General features: G+C 39.6%; 22 protein-coding genes. 14 read left to right on the forward strand and 8 right to left on the reverse strand.

What is annotated here, in order from left to right:
- Positions 1-2: 2 nt before the first annotated feature.
- From FAX86_RS19325 to FAX86_RS22800, 4 genes are all read right to left on the reverse strand, one after another.
- Entirely contained in the window at positions 3-530 is a 528-nt protein-coding gene (locus FAX86_RS19325) for a response regulator (RefSeq protein ID WP_144395139.1), read from the reverse strand.
- 10 nt (positions 531-540) lie between these two features.
- Positions 541-1,848 carry a response regulator c-di-GMP phosphodiesterase, NosR family gene (gene nosR / locus FAX86_RS19330; protein ID WP_144395140.1) on the reverse strand — a complete coding sequence of 436 codons (1,308 nt, stop codon included), beginning with the start codon at positions 1,846-1,848 and terminating at the stop codon, positions 541-543.
- Positions 1,848-2,666, reverse strand: coding sequence for an HDOD domain-containing protein (locus FAX86_RS19335; protein ID WP_164503678.1), 819 nt, complete (start codon positions 2,664-2,666; stop codon positions 1,848-1,850). The genes nosR and FAX86_RS19335 overlap by 1 nt, the downstream gene beginning before the upstream one ends.
- Before the next feature lie 191 nt (positions 2,667-2,857).
- The gene (locus tag FAX86_RS22800; protein ID WP_144395142.1) at positions 2,858-4,642 is read right to left on the reverse strand and encodes an ATP-binding protein; all 1,785 of its coding nucleotides are present in this window, start codon (positions 4,640-4,642) and stop codon (positions 2,858-2,860) included.
- A 417-nt stretch (positions 4,643-5,059) separates the two neighbouring features.
- On the opposite strand from FAX86_RS22800, the gene FAX86_RS19345 reads away from it, so the two are divergent.
- Positions 5,060-5,959 carry a response regulator gene (locus FAX86_RS19345; protein WP_144395143.1) on the forward strand — a complete coding sequence of 300 codons (900 nt, stop codon included), beginning with the start codon at positions 5,060-5,062 and terminating at the stop codon, positions 5,957-5,959.
- Between the two features lie 73 nt (positions 5,960-6,032).
- Here FAX86_RS19345 and FAX86_RS19350 read toward each other — a convergent pair whose 3' ends face one another.
- The 4 genes from FAX86_RS19350 to flgA all read right to left on the reverse strand — a co-directional run bounded on the left by FAX86_RS19350 (position 6,033) and on the right by flgA (position 8,612).
- Positions 6,033-6,842 carry a response regulator gene (locus tag FAX86_RS19350; protein WP_144395144.1) on the reverse strand — a complete coding sequence of 270 codons (810 nt, stop codon included), beginning with the start codon at positions 6,840-6,842 and terminating at the stop codon, positions 6,033-6,035.
- Positions 6,843-7,074: 232 nt separating this feature from the next.
- Positions 7,075-7,557, reverse strand: coding sequence for a flagella synthesis protein FlgN (locus FAX86_RS19355; RefSeq protein WP_144395145.1), 483 nt, complete (start codon positions 7,555-7,557; stop codon positions 7,075-7,077).
- A gap of 4 nt (positions 7,558-7,561) precedes the next feature.
- Positions 7,562-7,870, reverse strand: a complete 309-nt coding sequence (gene flgM / locus FAX86_RS19360) for a flagellar biosynthesis anti-sigma factor FlgM (RefSeq protein WP_144395146.1) — start codon at positions 7,868-7,870, stop codon at positions 7,562-7,564.
- Between the two features lie 46 nt (positions 7,871-7,916).
- Positions 7,917-8,612 (reverse strand): flagellar basal body P-ring formation chaperone FlgA, encoded by a 696-nt coding sequence (gene flgA, locus FAX86_RS19365; protein ID WP_144395147.1) that lies wholly within the window; start codon positions 8,610-8,612, stop codon positions 7,917-7,919.
- Between the two features lie 226 nt (positions 8,613-8,838).
- Here flgA and FAX86_RS19370 point away from each other — a divergent pair, with 226 nt between their 5' ends.
- The 13 genes from FAX86_RS19370 (at position 8,839) to flgL (ending at position 21,526) form a co-directional block, all read left to right on the forward strand.
- Positions 8,839-9,765 carry a chemotaxis protein CheV gene (locus FAX86_RS19370; RefSeq protein ID WP_144395148.1) on the forward strand — a complete coding sequence of 309 codons (927 nt, stop codon included), beginning with the start codon at positions 8,839-8,841 and terminating at the stop codon, positions 9,763-9,765.
- A 24-nt stretch (positions 9,766-9,789) separates the two neighbouring features.
- On the forward strand, positions 9,790-10,620 hold the full coding sequence (locus FAX86_RS19375; RefSeq protein WP_144395149.1) for a CheR family methyltransferase: 831 nt from the start codon (positions 9,790-9,792) through the stop codon (positions 10,618-10,620).
- A gap of 215 nt (positions 10,621-10,835) precedes the next feature.
- Positions 10,836-11,237 (forward strand): flagellar basal body rod protein FlgB, encoded by a 402-nt coding sequence (flgB, locus tag FAX86_RS19380; protein WP_144395150.1) that lies wholly within the window; start codon positions 10,836-10,838, stop codon positions 11,235-11,237.
- Between the two features lie 2 nt (positions 11,238-11,239).
- Positions 11,240-11,656 (forward strand): flagellar basal body rod protein FlgC, encoded by a 417-nt coding sequence (flgC, locus tag FAX86_RS19385; protein WP_144395151.1) that lies wholly within the window; start codon positions 11,240-11,242, stop codon positions 11,654-11,656.
- Positions 11,657-11,678: 22 nt separating this feature from the next.
- The gene (locus FAX86_RS19390; protein WP_144395152.1) at positions 11,679-12,365 is read left to right on the forward strand and encodes a flagellar hook assembly protein FlgD; all 687 of its coding nucleotides are present in this window, start codon (positions 11,679-11,681) and stop codon (positions 12,363-12,365) included.
- A 44-nt stretch (positions 12,366-12,409) separates the two neighbouring features.
- Positions 12,410-13,690, forward strand: a complete 1,281-nt coding sequence (gene flgE, locus FAX86_RS19395) for a flagellar hook protein FlgE (protein ID WP_144395153.1) — start codon at positions 12,410-12,412, stop codon at positions 13,688-13,690.
- A gap of 46 nt (positions 13,691-13,736) precedes the next feature.
- Positions 13,737-14,477, forward strand: a complete 741-nt coding sequence (gene flgF, locus FAX86_RS19400; RefSeq protein ID WP_144395154.1) for a flagellar basal-body rod protein FlgF — start codon at positions 13,737-13,739, stop codon at positions 14,475-14,477.
- Positions 14,478-14,504: 27 nt separating this feature from the next.
- Entirely contained in the window at positions 14,505-15,293 is a 789-nt protein-coding gene (gene flgG, locus FAX86_RS19405; RefSeq protein ID WP_144395155.1) for a flagellar basal-body rod protein FlgG, read from the forward strand.
- A gap of 47 nt (positions 15,294-15,340) precedes the next feature.
- Positions 15,341-16,033, forward strand: a complete 693-nt coding sequence (gene flgH / locus FAX86_RS19410; RefSeq protein ID WP_246128681.1) for a flagellar basal body L-ring protein FlgH — start codon at positions 15,341-15,343, stop codon at positions 16,031-16,033.
- Positions 16,034-16,052: 19 nt separating this feature from the next.
- Positions 16,053-17,144, forward strand: coding sequence for a flagellar basal body P-ring protein FlgI (locus FAX86_RS19415; protein ID WP_144395156.1), 1,092 nt, complete (start codon positions 16,053-16,055; stop codon positions 17,142-17,144).
- A gap of 14 nt (positions 17,145-17,158) precedes the next feature.
- Positions 17,159-18,235, forward strand: coding sequence for a flagellar assembly peptidoglycan hydrolase FlgJ (gene flgJ / locus FAX86_RS19420; RefSeq protein ID WP_144395157.1), 1,077 nt, complete (start codon positions 17,159-17,161; stop codon positions 18,233-18,235).
- 85 nt (positions 18,236-18,320) lie between these two features.
- A complete protein-coding gene (gene flgK / locus FAX86_RS19425) occupies positions 18,321-20,306 on the forward strand; it encodes a flagellar hook-associated protein FlgK (protein ID WP_144395158.1) in 1,986 nt (661 codons plus the stop codon).
- 11 nt (positions 20,307-20,317) lie between these two features.
- Positions 20,318-21,526, forward strand: coding sequence for a flagellar hook-associated protein FlgL (flgL, locus tag FAX86_RS19430; protein ID WP_144395159.1), 1,209 nt, complete (start codon positions 20,318-20,320; stop codon positions 21,524-21,526).
- Position 21,527 lies beyond the last annotated feature (1 nt).

Here is a 21,527-nt window from a genome sequence, read left to right on the forward strand (position 1 = left end):
ATTTAAATATCATCGTCATCAAGATAAATAGCACCCGCATCGTCTCTTCTTACATGGGTGATCCCAGGGGAGTCTTTTTCGAGCTTGGATAACTCATCTTGTTGCTTATTAATAATTCTTTGCTGTTCTCGTACCTGATTAGCTAAGTTTTGATTGCTTTCCAGTAATTGTTGGTGGGCAACAGCTTCAATTAATGCTTGAGCTAACAGAATGTCATCCCATGGTTTAGGTATAAACTTGTGAATATGAACGCGATTAAGGGCATCTGCTAAACCATTTAAATCTATATTTGCGCTCATAATTATAAGCAAAGCGTTTGGGGCATTCAATTTTGCTCGTTCTAAAAACTTAATTCCATCCATTTCAGGCATTTTGTAATCAGAAATTATAATATTCCAGTGTTCGTTGGTTCTTTTGAGAGCTTCGACGGGTGAGGAAAGAGTTTCTATCTGCCAACCATATTTTCTCACACTTCGGTGAAATGCAGAGAGAATCATTTCGTCATCATCGACAATCAATATTTTGGTCATATCGTACCCTTTAGTAAGCGATATATATTCTTATTGGAGCACTGTGGAATTTCTCAAGTTTTTTAAGTTTCTCAATTAATAACTCATCAAGAGTTGTTCCTTTAGAGAGAAGTAGTTGACCTTTATTACTTACACAATCTCGACTGAGTACCATACCGTTGGCTAGCTGCTTAGAAGTTACCGATTTTTCTTTGACTTTTTTGATCGCTGCACTTTTAGTTGCTTTAACAAACGCATTAACTAATTTTTCATCATAGCGTTTCTCTTTACGTTCAAAAATATAATCTCTAGCTTCTGTAGCCGTGAGTTGCTTTTTCTGGAATACTCCCCATTGCAGGAAAAAATAGTCGACGACAATTGAAAGTAATTTTGAACTTTCAGGGATATCATCTCCTTCAAGGCCTTCGGGTTCACCGGAGCCATCAATATACTCCCGATGATAACGAATAGTCCTTCCGGTATCTGATAAGGAAGGAATGCTTAGTAAGGCAGCTTCGCCCAATACTGGATATTGATTGTATTCTTTTTTTAACTCGTCCGACAATAGATAGATTGGTTGATTGAACAGTTCATCAGTCATGGAAAGCTTTCCAAGTTCGAATAGTAAGCCTGCATGATAAACTTGCTTAATAAATACCGGATCACTAGTGACTTCTTTGGCAACCCTTTGCGCTAGAGCTGCCAGTTTTGAATAATCGAAACAGGAATTGCCACGCCGGGTTTGAATCACATTAGATAAAACTTTTACGATAGAGTCATGACTTTCTTCAACTTCTGACAACGCTTTTTCAAGCATCTCTACAATTTGCTGCAATTCGGCTGTGCGAGCTTTAACTTTATCTTCAAGTTTTTCGTTGAGTTCGAGTAGCTTCTTATTTTGTTTGTGAGTTACAGCTATGAGACGCTTACGTTCTTGCTCAAGAAAGTAAACTTTGAGTATCGAATCAACCTTGATGATCAGTTCAGTATCATCCCAAGGCTTGCTTAAATAGCCACTGATTTTTCCTTCGTTAACTGCTTTTATCGTCGAGTCTAAATCAGAATATCCAGTTAAAAGTACGCTATGTATGTGAGGATGCTTTTCTCTAACCGTTTTAAGAAATTCTGCGCCATCCATATTGGGCATACGCATGTCGGAAATCACTAAATTGATAGGATGCTCTTCGATAATCTTTAGGCCTTCAGCACCACTTTCCGCCAAATGTATAGTATGCGCTGTCTTTCGAAATGTCCGTCGAAGTGCAGAGAGAATATTTTTCTCATCGTCAACGCAGAGAATCTGAGCTTTATGAGAGGGTAAAGAGTCTAAAGTATTCATTATGCCACGGCGTTATTTTGTTCTAAATGAAGTTTAGCATCTTCTACAATCTTTTGTAGTTTCTCCTTATTAATCTGAAACTTATTAACAATATCAGAGTTCAAAGAATTACTAATGTCGCTTGTATTCTTATTGAGAATACTTAATGCTATTTCACTGGAAAGTGCAATGGCAGAAGATAATGGGTCGTTAGGTTCTTGGTATTGAGTTGGGTATTTTGCAATAGCTTCAACAACTGTTGTGGGCAGCTCCCAACTGGTTAAGATAGAAGCGCCGACATCTGCATGATCATGATTGAAAAAGCCTCTTTCCGATATAAAATCTGGTTCATTAAATTTATTCTGAAAATCAATGACTTGAGCGTAACGTCGACTGTCGGCCCAAACCATTACCAATTTTCCCATTTTATGAAGTATCGCTGAAGTAAACGCTGTATCTTTATCAATGTTCAAGTCGGATGCGATTTGTTTCGCAATAGAAGCCGACAAAATTGCATGATTGAGTTCGAATTCTCGATCAAAAAAGTCAGGTAGGGTGTCTTCATACTTTAAGAATAGAGAAGTCGAGTAGATCAAATTTCTTATAGAGTGTCGGCCAAGTAATACGCATGCATCTTTAATTGATACGACTTCTTTAACTATTCCATACAGCGGTGAGTTGGCCAGTTTTAATATGCTCGATACTAAAGATGCATCGCCTGAAATAGTATTGGCGACATCTTCAATCGAAGTTTCAATGTCATTAAGTTGAGATAATGATCGTTGTACGGTTTGATTTAATGGTGGATATTTCTCGGCTAGTTGAATTATATTAATCACAATTTAAATTCCTATTTGCCGTATTGTTATTTGTTGTTTTGAATAATTAGCTGTAAATAAATAGTAATAATATATTAGTTGCTTTTGTGACACTCGTGTCTTCACAAGAGAGGCCTTGTTACCATTTATATGATTCATACTGCATTGTCCTTGACTAACGCTCTTTGTTATCTTTTGTCTGTTTTTACTTACTAAGTACTATTCACTGCTTGTTTAAGGGCAAGCTTCGGTAAATTGATAAGAAATTCTGTTCCAACTCCAACCTGGCTGGAGACTTTAATATCTCCCTTGTGTTTTTTTATAATTCCATATGAGATAGATAATCCGAGACCAGTTCCTTGTCCTATAGGTTTCGTTGTAAAAAAGGGTTCGAATAATCTTTCTAAGTTATCTTCTGGAATGCCTTTGCCAGTATCTTTAATTGAAATATATAGGTTGTCTTTATCATCATAAGTTTTGATAGTGATAGTTCCTTTTTCTTCAATTGCATGACCAGCATTGACCAATAAGTTCATAATCACTTGATTGAGCTGGCCAGGATAACAAACTTGGTCAGGAACGTTTCTAAGCTCTTCGATAACTTCACACTTGTATTTTAAATCATTCCAAACAATTTTTATGGTTTGTCGAATGCAGTCGTTGATATTGGCGGGATAAGCCTCTTCTTCCTGACTCACTCTTGAAAAATCCTTAAGACTCTGAACAATGTCTTTAACTTTTTTCATCCCAAAAATGGATTCTTTGATAAGTTCATCCAGGTCATCTTGGATGAACTGTATATCGATATCTTTCCCAATGTTGAAAAGAAGATTGAAATCATCGGCAAGAGGAGTGTCATGAAAGCTTTCAGATTTTGAGAGTAACTGGCCAGATTGAGCGAGATAGCGATTTAAATCGCTAATGTAGTTTTTAAGTGAGTTTAAATTGCTGTTGACGTATCCAAGAGGGTTGTTAATCTCATGGGCAACTCCGGCTGCTAGTTGGCCAATTGATGCCATCTTTTCCGATTGTACGAGTTGAACCTGGGTTTTTTGCAGCTCAGATACTTGTTCCTTTACTTTCTTTTGAGTATTTCTCAATTGCAACAAATTTCCAATATGCAATGCAAATAAGTTGAGTAGCGCTATATCAGCCTGATGGAAGTGATTTTGGCTTTTGTAAGAGCGAACACAAATACCGCCTAAAGTATTTTCTATACGAAAGGGAGTAAAACACCATTGTTTAGGAATGGAATCGAAATGAATGAGTTTTTTTTCTTTAGTAATAGACCTTAGTTCCTCTTCGGTTAAGCTTAATGACTTTCGTCTTTCTATCGCATAACTTATAAGGCTATTGCTGAGTTTCGGATCGGCTGCCTCGGAGAATTGATGCTCGGTAAAATGGTCTTTCTTATCAACATAGTAGGGTATATGGAGAATGTTGTCCTTCTTGAATGCAATGTAAAAGCTATCAATTTTAACAATGCTGGATAGTGCCAGAAATATTTGATTAAAAAGACCTAACTCATCACCTTCGTAGGCATAAAACTGTGCTAGCTCGATGAGCACGGTTTTAATTTTAAGTTCTCTGTGAAGCATTCGGTTTTCATGGACTTTTGAGTTGATTAAATTGATTAACGCATGTGTCTCATTTCGGCTAACAGGTTCTTCTAAACTTTTACCTACAATTGGAAAGTCCGAGTTAACTTCTTTTAATAAATAGGAAGCATCAAAGCTAGAGATGTTTTTATGAAGTAAACCATCGAGATCCTTAATATGACAATAATTTTCAACCATAAGGCTTATACCTTGAGTTGCGATGGTAAGAGCTGAGATCACTTCACTGGAAGATTCACTGTCTGGAATTTCAACGATGAATGATAGGCTTGCTTTAATGCTACTATTGTCAAATGGAATATTCAGCCAAAATAAATTAGTTCCTCGAGAGCATGCTGTTATGTTGGATATAAATTCACTATTGCCTTTCTCATAAGGCAAGCAAGCGAATACTCCTGATTGTATGATCTTTTTTGTTTGTGAATTTCCTACCGAGATGTTTTTGTCCTTTAACTTGACGGGCTGAAGAATAGGTTCAAAGCATTCTCGGTATTCTTTCCGATCTAAATAGTATATCTGGAAATAATGAATCAAATTGAATTTTTTAAACGACGTAGTGATAAAGCTGAATAAGTTATTTAAGTCATTAGAAATTAGATGCGCACAACTGAGTTCATTTAATAAGTTGTTGGCTTCAGGAGTGTTAAAAGATGCTGCTAATCTCTTTACTCTGTGAGAAGCAATACTCTGTGAGATAGAATGCTTACTTTGCTGCGTCGGCATAGTGCTTATCTCGCTATAAGTTTCCCCTGACACTCGACATTTCCATTTTTAACCGGTTTAAAAGCCACTCAATATTTGAATAAATTAGATTGGTGGTGGTTGTATAAAATTAGTCTAAACTATGGCTATAAGCAAGCAGTAACGGATGGAAAATTTATAATGGTTGAGCATGTACGACATAAGATTTTACTGGTTGATGATGAAGCTTATGTTTTGCAAGCCTTAAATAGAACATTACGCAAATCTCCGTGGGAAATTGTCACTTGTGATTGTCCTACAAACGCGCTTTCGATGTTAAGTAAACATCAGTTTTCAGTCATATTGTCTGACTTCAACATGCCGAATATGTCAGGTGTGGATTTTTTAAAGCAAGCAAAGGCAACACAGCCTGACGCAATTCCTGTGATTATCAGTGGTTTCTCGGATTTCGATGGTTTGATGGATATCATCAATGAATGTGGGATCTTCAAGTACTTGATGAAGCCTTGGAATAATGAGTTTTTGATGAGCCAAATTGAAGAGTGTATAAAAACTTATGAACTAAAATTAGAGAACACACAGTTACTTAATGAGGTGCAAGTATCTAATGGAAAGCTTGCTGAGGCAAATAGAAAGTTAGAGTCTCTGTTTTTAGAGCAAAAGCAAATAAATGAGATAAAGGACAATATACTCATTTCATCCCAATATATGATAGATAAACTGCCGATTGGTATTATGACATTCGACAGTGATTACCGTGTCTCTAATGTTAATGAGGCCGCTGCTGTAGCCTTAGACATTGTGCCTGACTGCTTTGTTGGCGTTGCCTTGAAAGATATGTTTCCTGAGAGTTTTTGTAAACAGCTCTTGGATTTAAGCTTGATTGACAAAGAGATTAAAACATTAGAGTTTAACGGAAAACAACTTAAGGTTACGGAATTAATGGATCCTCTTGGTTTACCGGGTTTCTTAATTTACATTGTTAATTGCAATTGAAGTATGCCATTAGTTCGGAGGTTTGATATCGCTGATAGAGTACTTTAAATTAGTTATAACGTATTAAAAATAGTTATTCTGGAGTTAATGTGATCAACCGGCTTTGGTTGTTGCTTCCTTGATTAACGTTTCTCACATAATATTTAAACGTCCTGTTGCGAATCGTAATTAAATTGGTATTGTTTATGGCAACGGTTTCAATTGACTTGACAAGTTCAGCAGGTAGAACTTCATGGTAGTTTTGACCAAGCACAGCATGAACTGGAATTTCTAGCTCGGTGATTAATGCCTGATTATGAAGAGATATACACCCATTAGTTTCGACGGCCAGAACGGGTATCGGTAATGCTTCGATAATTTCGTGAATTGACTGTAACATTTTAGTCCTGGAGGATATCAGAACCTCTCGCTCTTCAAGTAAACTTTCCAGCTTCTTATTTTGTTGTTGTAATTCCTTGTTCGCATTTTGTAGCTTTTCTGAAAGATCATGATTGCTCTTTTCTAGCTCAAAATATTCGAAAGCCTTGCGAATGTGTTCCCTTAGAAGATGGTCGTCCCATGGTTTGGTAAGGAACTTATAAATTGCACCTTCATTAATGGCAGACGTTATTGACTCTAATTCAGAGTATCCGCTCAGAACTATTCGGATGCTATTAGGGCAAATTTCTTTGGCTTCTTTTAAAAATTCAGTTCCGCTCATGTGGGGCATTCGTTGATCGGAAAGTATGACTGCTACATCATTATTCTTTAGTATTTCGAGACCTTCCTGGCCTGAGTTGGCTGTTAGAATTTTATAGCCATCACGACGTAAGAGCCGCTTTAGTGATTTAATAATATTCTCTTCGTCATCAACTAATAAGATGGTTCTGAGATTCTCTTCCATTAATTCCAAATTTCTCTAAAAGTCGATAATTTAAATAGTATAGACGAGCATTCTATTTGTGCGAACTATGCTAATGACATGGGATGAGAGTTTAAAGATGTTTATGTCGACCTAGCGATATAAGTGGTAGAGTAACGTTTATTTAAACTACGATAAGCATCTCTTTAACTGTTTGGTCTATTCTAGAATAAGAAAGTAAATCGACTTATCTGTAACATTAATTTGAGATGTATTAAATTTTAGCGCTTCGAATGTGTAGTTGAGTTTGTTGCGCTTTACCTTTCGAAGAGTAGGTAGTTAGGTTATTAGGTCTAAGAGCCTGTTTAAATATATTGATGGATCTTTCCAGGCTTTTTTGCGACAACATTATAATTTTACCGTTGATTTCATTTTGGACTTTACATCGAAACATAACGTCTTTGAGTGACTGCCATTGATTACCAAGTGACGTCTCACCATCAATTTGTTGCTCGAAAAGACTTTGGTGATTTTGTAATAACGGTTTAATTCCAAGAGCCGCTAGTCTGTGTTTTGAGGATTCTTCAATTTGGTCAATTAAAGTCCCTTTATCTTTCAAAATTGAATTTAACTTGTCGATATCTTGTGATTCGTAACAGGTCTGTTCATCAGATAAAAGTTCAAATAGCTTTTGGCAGAGTGTGAGCTCTCTTGACATTGCGGTACTAAGAAAATCGCGGACATTTTTATCTAACATGATTTTATCTCACTTTACTGTAACTGGCCTCGAAATCGAGCATTTTGTTTGCGACTCTTTCGGTTTCGATTTCGTATCGTCCTTCCTCAATTTTTTCTTTCACAGGATCGACGCGACTTCGGTCAACTGCAGGAGCTGCCATCATTTGTTTAATGAGAGATTGAATTTGAGAAGCTTTGCCAGTCAATTCCACTGAATCTTCGGACGTTTCAGTAGTGTTAACATCGCTATCCGATGTTTTTTCTGACTTTTTACTTTTGGTGGTAGTGGTGGTTACTTTACTAGAACCAACATTTTTTACATCAATCACCATAAATTAACTCTCAGTTTTCAGTTTGTTACTCGAACTGTCAGGGGTATTAAATATCAACCTGTACCTTTTGTTTAGCAATAACTGTTCCAGTTATTACCCGTTCCGATTGAGCGTTTTGAATCTTGATGCGCTCACCATGTTTTCCGTCTTCAAGTGCAACACCTTCCATTGTTACTTGAAATCGAGTATTGCCACTAACAATGGTTAAACCATCACCTTTGCAGACCATGCAGAGCGAGCGAGGATTAACAATTTCTTCGGCTCTGACTCGCCGCTTTAATATCGAACCGATGACAGTTTTAGGATCGGTGATTGGCGCACTTCGTATATGACTTATATCGACTTCAGTTAGCTCAATATCTTTTGCTCCCACTTCATGACCTTTCGGCAAAGATCGAGAATACTTTAGTACTTTTTGACGAATTTCAATATAAACAGGGACATAGATGTGCCAGCTCTTTGTGCCGACACAGCGAATTCCGATAATGGCGTTGCCTTTGAGATCAGTCCCTTGAGGGACAAATGCTGTTAATGCTTGATCGCAGGCCGTTAGTCTAAGCCGAGGATCAACTTTGCCAATGCGTAAGTTAATTCTATTTTCATCGGCAGAAAAGTGCTCTTGCAGGAAGGTTTTTGCCGTTTCTTTAATTTCTGATACTGATTGAATACCAGCATGCCCAGCAAGCGCTATTACAGCCAGAAAGAAGATAATTGAAATTCTAAAAAACTGTCTAATTATCATGTGGTTGACTCAACTTATTAAAGTTTATTTGATAATGCATAATTACTGCAAAGCCCAAAATTTCAGCTATGCTTAAGTAAAACATCGCAAGTTATTGATGTATTGGCATATTGTGATTCATGTTGTGCGTGTTAAATCGTGTTAGTTAAATAGCTTTTAACAGTCTTGAAGCAATCTACATGCCGAATTGAAAAGATCGTAGCGCTTTTAAAGTCAGGAGAGCTTAATGTCGAGCATTTTGGACAGCGTCAATCAGCGCACTCAAATGGTTGGTCAAAACCGACTGGAACTACTGTTGTTTAAACTCCGCGGTCCGCAAATGTACGGGATCAATGTTTTTAAAGTCCGAGAGGTGCTTCAGTGTCCAGCACTTACTGAGATGCCAAAAACACACTCAGTTGTACGCGGTATTGCACATATTCGCGGTCAAACAATTTCAGTGATCGACTTAAGTCTGGCGACGGGTGGTCCCGCTTTGCAAGATATCGAAAAGTGCTTCGTTATTATTGCAGAATATAATCGAGCCGTTCAGGGATTTTTAGTTCGTTCGGTAGAGCGTATTGTTAATATGAATTGGGGCGATATTCATCCTCCACCATCGGGAAGTGGGAAGGATCATTATTTAACCGCCGTGACTGAAATCGATAAACAGCTGGCCGAAATTATTGATGTTGAGAAAATCCTTGCCGAAATTAATCCTGCCAGTGACATTGTTAGTGATGATATCGTCCAGAAATCGGCGGGAAGGGAGCCTCAAGATAAAATAGTGTTGGTCGCTGATGACTCATCGGTCGCGCGAAATCAAATCAAGCGGACCGTTGAGCAGCTGGGACTGAAAGTGGTTACGAAAAAAGATGGAAAAGAAGCTTTGGATTATTTGTTGGCTCTGGTGAATGATGGAAAATTGATTAAAGACGAGCTGCTGTTATTGATCTCAGATATTGAAATGCCAGAAATGGACGGTTACACATTGACTGCGGAAATTCGTAATAATGAGTCTTTAAAAGGACTTTGGGTGTTGCTTCATACTTCATTAAGCGGAGTATTTAATCAAGCGATGGTGCAAAAAGTTGGAGCGAATGACTTTATTCCTAAATTTAATCCGGATGAACTGGCCGGTGCGGTGCAAAAACTCATTGAAGAAGAAGTTTAAATAAAGCCAGGGGCACACGCAGTAATGATTATCTCATCGGATACGTATGGAAAATTCCAGAAAATTTTGCACGAGAAAACAGGGATTTTATTAGGAGATAATAAACAGTACCTGGTTTCGAGTCGTCTTAGTGGTTTTATCAAAGAGAAGAACATAGATACTTTCGAGAGATTGTTAGATGAGGTTTCTCGACCCAATGGAATGACCATTTTGCAACAAGTCATCGATCGTATGACAACGAATGAAACATTATGGTTTCGCGATAGTTTTCCGTTTAAATTTTTAATTTCACATATTCTTCCGGAACTGAAAAGCAATGGGAAAAACAACATTAATATTTGGTCTGCGGCGTGTTCGTCGGGGCAGGAAGCCTATTCCATTATCATGTCTATCGAGGAGCATCTTAGAACTTCTATGCGTCAACCCATTCCAGACTCAATTGAAATTCTAGGAACTGATATTTCTACACGAATGTTAGCTCAGGCGAGGCAGGGAGAGTATCAATCTTTGGAAATCGCGCGTGGGTTGTCTGAAGAAATGAAAAGCCGATATTTTGAAACAGAAGACGGTCGAACATTTAAAATTAATCCAGAGCTCAAGAAGCGCGTGAGATTTACCTCTTTAAATTTAATGCAGTTACCCTATCGTTCAGTTGGGAAGTTTGACATCATTTATTGTCGTAATGTATTAATCTATTTTTCGGGTGAACTTAAGGAGAACGTTATCAATGGATTGGCCGATTGTATGCATCCGGGAGGTTATTTATTTCTTGGTGCTTCTGAATCAATGCCGTCTTCCATTAAACGGTTTAAAATGATTCGTTGTAATCCTGGTTTAGCTTATCAACTTATTTAAAATTCAGAGTAATTTCTCGCGTCTTCTGTTCGATATTTTCAATTAATCTTCTGCACCTATTTTAGTTGCCGCATGCGCGGTTTGACCTTGCCGCTTTTTCCTTTTGTAACGCCTCTCCCTAGTTAGCTATTTCCTTATCTTACTGAAAATAAAGAAGAATGTATTTGTGGCATAGTGCTTGCTCATTTAGGAGAAACGGTAAAAGGAGCGTCATAATGGCGATCAATTTTGACAAAGCATTAGGCATTCAGCAATACACGCTGGCACTACGTTCTCAACGCGCTGAGATTTTAGCGAATAACATGGCGAATGCCGATACGCCCGGATACAAAGCGCAAGATATAGATTTTAAGCGAGCGTTAGAAAATGCAATGTCGGGAAAAGAATTTGGTCTTCGCAGAACCGATAAACGTCATTTTAACGGAGGTTCAGGATCGCTCGCTCACGGAGATGTGAAATACCGTGTACCTAACCAACCTGATACGGGTGATGGAAATACAGTAGATGCGCAAAAAGAAATGCAAAAGTATGCGCAAAATGCGATCGATTATCAGACAACTCTTTTGTATTTGAGTAATAAGTTCAAAGGCATTACTAAAGCATTAAAAGGTGAATAGTTATGAGTCTTCATAATATTTTTGACATTTCGGGTTCAGCATTGAGTGCGCAAAGTGTTCGTCTCAACACCACTGCCAGTAATATGGCAAATGCCGAAAGTGTTTCAAGTAGTGTTAATGAAACCTACAAAGCTCGTCATCCGGTTTTTAGTGCCGTTTATGAGTCGCTCAGTGGTTCTAAATATTCTGGTGCGGGTGTCAACGTTTTAGGAGTTGTTGAAAGTGCGGCCGAACCTAGAGTGAAATACCAGCCAGAAAACCCATTGTCAGATGAAAACGGCAATGTCTTTTTACCGAACGTTAATATTGTTGAAGAAATGGCAAATATGATTTCTGCATCGAGAAATTATCAAGCCAATGTTGAAATCGCGAATACTGCAAAAACACTAATACAGAGAACATTGAACTTAGGTCAATAAAACAGCTTAACTGGAAACCATCATGAGTACCATAAATAACGATGTCAGTAACCTTTACAACGACCTTGGATTGACCAAGCCAGAAGAACTGGAATCCGGTCGCAAGGAAACCCTGGATCAATCAGATTTCATGGCGTTATTGTCTACGCAATTGGCAAATCAAGATCCGTTTGAACCGATGGATAATAAAGAATTCATTTCTCAAATGGCTCAGTTTTCCAGTTTGTCTGGAATGGAAGAACTTAATCAAAGTTTTGGTACGCTAGCGAGTTCTTTGTCGTCGAATCAAGCATTACAAGCGTCTTCTTTAGTCGGGCGCAGTGTCATGGTGCCCACCAGTATTGGTTACTTAGGTCAAGAGGGTAGCGTTGAAGGACGTGTCACCTTAAATCAACCCACTCAAAATGTTTGGGTTGAGGTAAAAGATCAGTCTGGACAAGTCGTGCGTCGATTTGAAATGGGGTCTTTTGGCCAAGGCGATTTGCCGGTTGAATGGGACGGCATGAGTGATACCGGTGAAAGAATGCCAGAAGGCGCTTACTCCATCAATGTTTATGGTCAAGTAGGCGGTACCACTGAACAATTAGGAACCGTTATGAAAGCTCAAGTTAACAGTGTCAATCTTGGTGGTGGTACGGGCGGCGTAGTTTTGAATTTAACTGGACTGGGCCAAGTGAAATTATCGGATATCGATGAAATCGGTATCTAAAGTTTTAATCTATATGTAAAAGCAGTCAGTCGGGAGAAGTTACCATGTCATTTAATACAGCACTCAGTGGTTTAAACGCAGCGCAAGCCGATTTAAATGTTACGAGTAATAATATTGCAAATGTATCCACAACCGGGTTTAAGTTCTCTCGAGCTGAATTTGGCGACATTTTTGCAACATCAACGCTGGGCAGTTCAAAAACAGCAATTGGTAATGGTGTGATATTAAGTAATGTTGCACAACAATTTAACCAGGGAAACCTTGAGTTTACATCAAACACATTAGACCTTGCCGTTTCTGGTCAAGGATTTTTTGTTTTAGAGCCGGGACAAAATAATGAAAATAAAATTTTTACCCGTGCAGGAGAGTTTGGTGTCGATAGTAATGGATTTGTAGTCAACAGTTCTGGTGCTCGTTTACAAGCGTTTCCTACTAATCCTGATGGCACAGTAACCGCGACTGCTTTATCAAGTACACAAGCATTACAAATTCCACAGTCAGCAGGTTCTCCGACAGCAACGACTGAGCTAGAAATTGGAATTAATCTTCCCGCAAATGCTGTTGGTCAAAACGTTAACTTATTTGATCCCACTGCGCCTTCAACTTACAGTGCATCGACATCGGTTACCATTTTTGATTCGTTAGGTGAAAGTCATATTACGACGATTTACTACGTAAAAGATGCAGCTACACCAAACACCTGGGCTGCTTATCATTACGTTGATGGTAATCCAGTTGATATTCAGGGTGGTACTGCTGGCGCTAATGGCCAGTTGTATCACACCATCGAATTTGATGCGGCAGGTTCGTTTATCCAGACGAATCCGGCGAATCCAACAACCGAGCCTTTAGGATTTACCAACGGATCAAATCCTGCTCAAACGTTTGCCATCGATTATGTTAACAATGCGCCAACTCAATTCGCTTCACCGTTTACGGTTAATACCCTTGATCAAAATGGCGCGACAATTGGGCGTTTGGCAGGAATCGAAATCAGTGAAACAGGAACCGTTCGAGCTAACTTTACCAATGGTACATCCAGTTCTATCGGAAAAATTGCGCTTGTTCGATTTCCAAATCCACAAGGTTTAAGCCAACTGGGAAATAACACCTGGTCTGACTCAATCGACTCTGGGGAGCCTCTGGCGGGTGAAGCACTAACTTCGAGTTTTGGGCAAATTCGTTCAGGTGCGCTCGAAACTTCCAATGTGGATTTAACATCCGAATTAGTGAACTTAATAACAGCGCAACGAAACTTTCAGGCGAATGCAAGAACGATTGAAACCAATAATCAGGTAACACAGACAATTATTCAGATTAGATAGAAATAATATTTATTGAATGAGTAAGTAATGAAAGAAGGGCACGACGATGGATAAACTAGTTTACGTTGCAATGACAGGAGCCAAAGAAAATATGTTGGCTCAAGCAAAGTCAGCAAATAATCTGGCCAATGTTAGTACCACGGGTTTCCGAGCCGATCTACAACATGCGCGATCCCTCCAAGCGTTTGGCGATGGATTTCCCAGTCGTGTTTTTTCTTTAACGGAACGGCCGGGTTACCGATTCGATTCAGGAACCATTCAAACGACAGGCAATGACTTTGATGTCGCAGTGAAAGATCAAGGATGGATTGCGGTACAAATGCCGACTGGCGAAGAAGCTTATACCCGCCGTGGAGACTTAAAAATTAATGCGAATGGTTTATTAGAAAATGGAGCAGGGCATTTAGTGTTAGGTAATGGTGGACCCATCGCTTTTCCTCCTTTTGAGAAAGTTGATATTGGCGTTGACGGTACCATAACAATTAAACCACAGGGCGCCGCCGACAATGAAATGCTCATTCTTGATCGCATTAAATTAGTCAATCCAGATAATGGGCAATTGATGAAAAACGACTTTGGTCTTTTTGTGCGTAAAGATGGCGGTATTGAGCCACCTGATGCGGCAGTTCAAGTTGTTAGTGGTGCCATTGAAAGTAGTAACGTGAATGCCGTTGAAGAGATGGTGAATATGATTAGTTTATCGCGTCAATTTGAATTGCAAGTGAAAATGATGCAAACCGCTGAGCAGAATGATCAGTCGATTAGTCAGTTAGTAAGAATGTCGTAATAACGCAAAACTTATTTGGAGTAAATTATGCATCCCGCACTTTGGATTAGTAAATCCGGTTTAGATGCCCAGTCAACTGAGCTTCAGGTGACGTCAAACAACTTGGCGAATGCGAGCACTCTTGGTTATAAAAAGAGTCGTGCCGTTTTTGAAGATTTATTTTATCAAACCGTACGAGCTCCAGGCAGTCAGTCTTCGCAAAATACCGAACTTCCTTCGGGATTGATGTTGGGTACTGGTGTGAAAACCGTAGCGACGCAAAAAGATTTTACACAGGGCTCTTTTCAACTGACTCAAAACCAATTGGATATGGCGATTGAAGGAGAAGGCTTCTTCCAAATTTTGCGTCCTGATGGTTCTACGGGTTACACCCGTGCGGGTAACTTTCAGTTGGATGAAAATGGTCAGGTGGTCATGGCGGGATCCGGCTTTCCACTTCAGCCTGCCATTAATGTACCCGATGATGCTATCAGTTTTGATGTGAGTATCGATGGTATTGTTTCCGTTCAATTGCCTAATCAGGCAGCTCCCGCAATTTTGGGACAAATTCAAACCGCTAACTTTATTAATCCTGTTGGCTTAAAGCCGATTGGTCAAAATTTATTTTTAGAAACTCAAGCGAGTGGCGCGCCAATAGTGGGAAATCCATCTGAAGATGGATTAGGCAATTTACGCGGTGGTCAGCTTGAGTCATCAAATGTATCTGTGGTTGAAGAGTTGGTTGGACTGATTGAAACTCAGCGAGCCTACGAAATTAATGCCAAAGTAATTTCGGGCGTCGATCAAATGCTTCAATACGTCAATCAAACGCTCTAGTAAACGTTTTTAAAGTTGTCTTTTACCGGTGCGTGAGAGAGGTAGTTATGAAACGCAACATTATAATCAACTCGCTTCTATTTATTATTAGTTTATTGATAACTGGGTGTGCGAGTTTCGTTCCTCCTGAACCCGACGATCCTTACTTCGCACCGAAAATTCCTGATACACCGATGCAACAAAAGGCGAGCCAAGGGTCTTTATTTTCATCTTCGAATAATATGTTGCTGTATGAAGATCGAAAAGCAACCCAGGTTGGCGATATTATTACGATTATTTTAACCGAAACAACGGATGCATCGAAGAAAGCTGATACTGACACCAAAAAAGAATCCGATGTCTCTTTACCTGATCCATTGATTGCAGGCAGAAATTACACGTTTAACTCGGGGCAGTCTTCATTTGAAATGGATATCGGGCTTGAAACCGAATTTAAAGGTGAAGCGGAATCGAAACAAAGCAATAAATTAAACGGCACTATTTCTGTTACCGTTCAACAAGTACTACCTAATGGTAATCTAATCGTACGTGGTGAAAAGTGGCTGACCTTAAATCAGGGCGATGAATTTATTCGCTTATCGGGTTTGCTTCGTCCCCAAGATATTACCTCGGATAATACAGCTCCCTCTAATCGTTTGGCGAATGCGAGAATTCAATACAGTGGCACGGGCCAAGTGGCTGATGCGAACCGTCAAGGTTGGTTGGCACGATTCTTTAATAGTCCTTGGTGGCCTTTTTAAAAAATGTGTGAGGTATGCCATGTCTATTAATCGCTTTGTACTCATTGTAACGCTATTCTTGAGTGCTCTCTGTTTCGCAGAGCGTGTTAAAGATATTGCCTCAATTCAAGGTGTTAGAACCAATCACCTGGTCGGATACGGACTGGTTGTTGGTTTAGATGGAACCGGTGAGCAAACGGTTTATACCGCTCAAGCCTTTAAGACCATGTTAAATCGTTTCGGCATAACTTTGCCGCAAGGGCTTAATCCAAAGTTGAAAAATGTTGCCGCTGTTGCAGTGCATGCTGAGTTGCCTGCTTTCTCCAAGCCCGGACAAACCATCGATATAACTGTTTCCAGTTTGGGAGACGCGAAAAGCTTGCGCGGTGGAGCATTATTGCTAACACCTCTTAAAGGAGTGGATGGAAATATTTATGCATTAGCGCAGGGTAATTTAGTGGTCGGTGGATTTGGTGCTGAAGGGTTAGATGGCTCAAAAGTGACGGTCAATATTCCGACTGCGGGAAGAATTCCTAACGGCGCTATTGTTGAGCGAGAAGTCGCGAGCTCTTTTGGTGACGGAGACCATTTTATTTTTAATCTGCATCGCCCAGATTTTACAACCGCCAAAACCTTAGCAAAAGCGATCAATGATTTTGTCGGCCCTCATACCGCCAAGCCTATGGATGCAACATCCATTAAAGTCAGTGCGCCCCGTGATGTATCACACCGAGTCGCATTTTTGTCTGCGCTTGAGAATGTCAAAATTGAACCGGCTGAAGGTAGATCTAGAATTATCATTAATTCCAGAACGGGCACTATCGTTGTGGGTAAAAATGTTCGGTTACGCGAAGCAGCGGTTGCTCATGGCTCACTAGTCGTTACTATTAATGAAAACCAGCAAGTGTCGCAACCTAATGCTTTTAGTCAAGGTCAAACTGAAGTTACTGAGCAATCTGAAGCACAACTTATTCAAGAAGAAGCCAAGATGTTTCACTTTACTCCTGGCGTGAATTTAAATGAATTGGTGCGCGCAGTTAATGCTGTGGGAGCAGCGCCCGGAGATTTAATGGCGATTCTTGAAGCACTCAAACAAGCGGGTGCCATTGAAGGCGAACTTGTGGTTATTTAGGTAGAGCGTTAACCATGAATCCAACAAATTCGACGTCATTTTACGATTTAAATTCTTTAAATAGTTTACGTGAGCATAACGGAAAAACTGAACGCGAAGCTTTAAAGATAGCGACCAAAGAGTTTGAAGCCTACTTTATCAATTTAATGCTCAAAAACATGCGTTCAGCGAATGAGTTGATCAGTGACGAGTCGAATCCTCTTACCGGCGATAAAGTTTCTTTTTTTAATGAGATGCACGACCAACAGCTGGCAATCAACATGGCCAGGTCGTCTAACTTTGGAATTGGCGCTGCATTGTATCGACAGTTATCAGAAAGTTTACCCAACGAACCGGCAGAAAAATCGGAGCCCGCAAACATATCTCCACTTAATCCTTTGCAGCGATCAGCGGTAATCAATAACAAAAATACAAATAGTCAATCAACGTCAATCATTGAACAGGACAACCAGATTAACTCGACTTCTGATACGAGAGCGATGAACCATGTTATGTTTGGAAGCGCTCGATCAGGAGTCAATATTAATTATCAGAGTGAAAGTGATCAGAAGCGAACGAATCAAGACGTTAGTGAAAGCTCTTCTAACCAATCAGCGATTAATCAAACGGATTTTAATTTTAACTCGAAGAGCGACTTTATCGATACTGTAAAACCTTATGCGATAGAGGCTGCAAAAGCATTAGGTGTTCATCCTGGTGTTCTAATCGCTCAAGCGGCATTAGAAACTGGCTGGGGTAGGTTTTTCGGCAAGAACGAAGCTGGTCAACCCTCGATGAACTTGTTTGGTATAAAGGCTGACAATCGATGGCAAGGTGATTCAATAAAAACAATGACGATCGAATTTAACCAGGGGATTCCTGAAAAAGTTCGACAAAAATTTAGAGCCTACGACAGTTTGAAAGAAAGTTTTAATGACTATGTTAAATTTGTCAAAGAAAACCCTCGTTATCAATCGGCCATTGAAAATGTAAAAGATCCGAAAGCATATCTCGAAAAACTTCATCAAGGTGGTTATGCGACCGATCCTCAGTATGTCGATAAAATTCACTCCATATTTGTACGTGAAGCCTTATTTAAATTAACCGATTAACTCGGCACATAACTTGCACACTTATTAATGAGTAAACCGGCTATTTGCAGTTCGCAATAGTCATGAAGAAGGTAAGGTGTCGAATATGTCGGGCAATTTCTTAGACGTTGGTGTATCGGGATTACTCGTTAATCAAGCAGCAATAAACACAACGTCTCACAACATCGCGAACGCGAACACCGAAGGTTACAGTCGTCAGGTCGCACAAATTGATACCCGTTTTCCGCAATTTATTGGTGGGAACTATGTTGGTACAGGTGCAGAGCTAGATACCATTACGCGCATATTTGACGTGTCAACGGCATTAGAGTTACAAGCAAACATTTCAAGTTCAAGCGAATTAGATGTCTATTTAGAGCAAGCTTCGCGAGTCAATAATCTTATTGCGGATAGTTCAACTGGATTAACGGAAGGAATACAACAATTTTTTTCTGCCATTCAAACCGTAGCCGATGAACCTTCATCAATTTCTGCTCGTCAAGTATTGGTGAGTCAGTCGCAATTACTGGTTGGTCGCTTTCAAACTTTATCGAATCAGTTAACTTCACAAGCACGTTCGATAAATATTGGCATTGAATCAACAGCGGAAGAGATTACCGCTTTAGGGCAAACTATTGCCGACTTGAATATTAAGATTGCCGCGGCAACTGGAGGTGGTCTGGGTAATCCAAACGATTTACAAGATCAAAGAGATCGAGCCATTAATAATCTTGCAGAATTGGTAGACATTCAAACCATTCGTTTGGATGACAACACCATCAGTGTTTTTGTTGGCAGCGGGCAATCTCTAGTAGTTGGTGCTACTGCGAATCAATTAATTTCCCAAGCTAAAACAGATGATCCGCGAAGTCTCGATTTGATATTAGATTCGGGAGCAGGCCAAGTGCCTGTCACTGAGACTATCCAAGGTGGAGAATTAGGTGGACTCTTACGAGTAAACGAGCAAATTATTGAACCCGCGTTTAATGTGTTAGGTCGTGTTGCTTTGGCCATTCAAGATACGGTGAATGAGCAACATCAATTAGGAATGGATTTAAATAATGAGATAGGTGATTTATTCTTTAAAGATATCAATGATCAACAACTTATGGATGCTCGAGTGGTTACCGATTCAACTAATGTAGGGACAGCGAACTTTTCTGTGCTAATAGATGATACTAGTATTTTGAATAGTTCTAACTATGAGTTGCGCTTTCAGGCTGGCAACTATATTTTGACGGACATTACGGATAATTCTACAGTATTAACTTTTCCTCCGCCGGGTGCTGTTCCGGCAACAATTCCTGTTGCCTCGGAGGGTTTTAGTTTGATCTTAAATTCGGGAGCGGCTGTCGACGGCGATAACTTTGCCGTTTTTCCATCTCGTAATGGTGCGGCAGATATAAGCCTTGAAATAACAAACCCTAATCGAATTGCTGCTGCTTTACCTGTTAATGCAATCAGCAGTCCTGCAAATACCGGGAGTGGAGAAATTGCTGGTGTATCTGTTACAGACACATCAACGCCTCAGTTTATCAATATTCCGAGTGATCTAGATCCTCCTTTAACCTTTGAGTTTATCAATGCAACCACTTTTAACGTGCGTGATGCAAATACAAATGCAGTTATTTCCGGACCTGTCGCAGGTTTTGTACCTAATCAGGAGAATGATATGTTAGCTTTGGCAGGATTGAATTTTGGTTATGAAATAACAATCGCGGGTGCTCCTGCAGCCAACGATACATTTACTGCAAGCTATAATACTAATGGTTTTGGCGATAACCGTAATATGTTATTGATAGGTGATTTACAACAAGCCAATACCATGGATAATAATCGTTCTAACTATCAACAAGCGTTTGGGCGAATTGTAAGTGAAGTGGGAACACGGACCCAAGAAGCGCGTATAAATAGCGAAGCTGCTAATAGTTTACTTGAGCAAGTTAAAAATAGGAGGGAGTCAATTTCAGGTGTTAACCTGGATGAGGAAGCGGCTAAACTGATTAAGTTTGAACAAGCGTATCAAGCGTCGGCGCAAATTATTCAGGTTGCTAGAGCACTGTTTCAAACAGTCATCGAATCTACCCGGTAGGAGTAACCATCATGAGAATTTCATCGAATCAAATGAATACATCGGGTTTACAAGAAATACTCAAGCGCCAGACAGAATTACGTGATCTTCAGTTACGCATGGCAACGCAGAAAAAGTTTTTAACTCCAGCGGATGATCCCGTCGCAGCAACCACTATTTTGAATATAGATACAGATGTTGCACTGACAGAGCAGTACAATAGAAATGCTGATTTAGCTGTTTCTGCGGGAGAGCTAGAAGAAGGTGTGTTGAATAGTGTTACTAATATCAGTTTCCGACTAAAAGAGCTCTTTGTTAGTATTGGTAATGGAACCTACTCAGGTCAAGAGCTGGATGCGCTCAAAACAGAAATCATAGAAAGATATGAAGAATTAATTGGCTTAGCTAATACACAAAACTCGAGTGGCGACTATATCTTTTCTGGCTTTCAAATTAAAACTGAGCCGTTTACTAAAGATGTGAGTGGTAATGTTCTTTATAATGGCGATCAAGGCCAAAGAGAATTAAGAATTAGTAGCGGCGTAAAAGTACCCATATCTGACTCTGGATATGATATTTTCGTTAATTCTTTAAGTGGCAACGGTGATATCGATTTCGCGGCTAATCCCGCAAATACAGGAAGCGGTATAATTGAGCCGAAAAATTCGGCTACAAATAATATTTTAAATGATTATGAAATACAGTTTACTAGCTCAACAACCTATGACATTGTTGATGTTACGAATGCTGTAACCGTGGTTGCTGGAGCGACATATACATCGGGGGCCGATATATCTTATACTGCCGGAACAGAATCTTTTACTGTAGCGGTTGAGGGAGAACCTTTACTTGGCGATGTTTTTACAGTGGAGCCATCACGGAGACAGAGCATTTTCTCAACGCTAGAAAGTGTAATTTCTGCTATTGATAATTATGTTGACCTTCCTGCTGAAAAGGCGATTTTTCGTTCGAGTATGAATTCACTTGATGGGGCTCTCGACAATTTTATGGGTAATATTGATATTATCAGGGCTAAGATAGGTGCTCGTCTTAATACCATCGATTCGGAATTAAATACCAACCGTGATCTTATTGTCAGTCAAAAGTCGACGCTTTCTAAATTGCAAGACTTAAATGTTGTTGAAGCTGCTAGTGAGTTGTCTCGGCAAACGGCGGTGCTGGATGCTGCTCAGGCGAGCTTTGTGAGAGTGCAAAATCTTTCTATATTTAGATTCTTATAGT

It is taken from the genome of Pleionea sediminis, assembly GCF_007570825.1.
GTDB classification, from domain to species: Bacteria; Pseudomonadota; Gammaproteobacteria; order Enterobacterales; family Kangiellaceae; genus Pleionea; species Pleionea sediminis.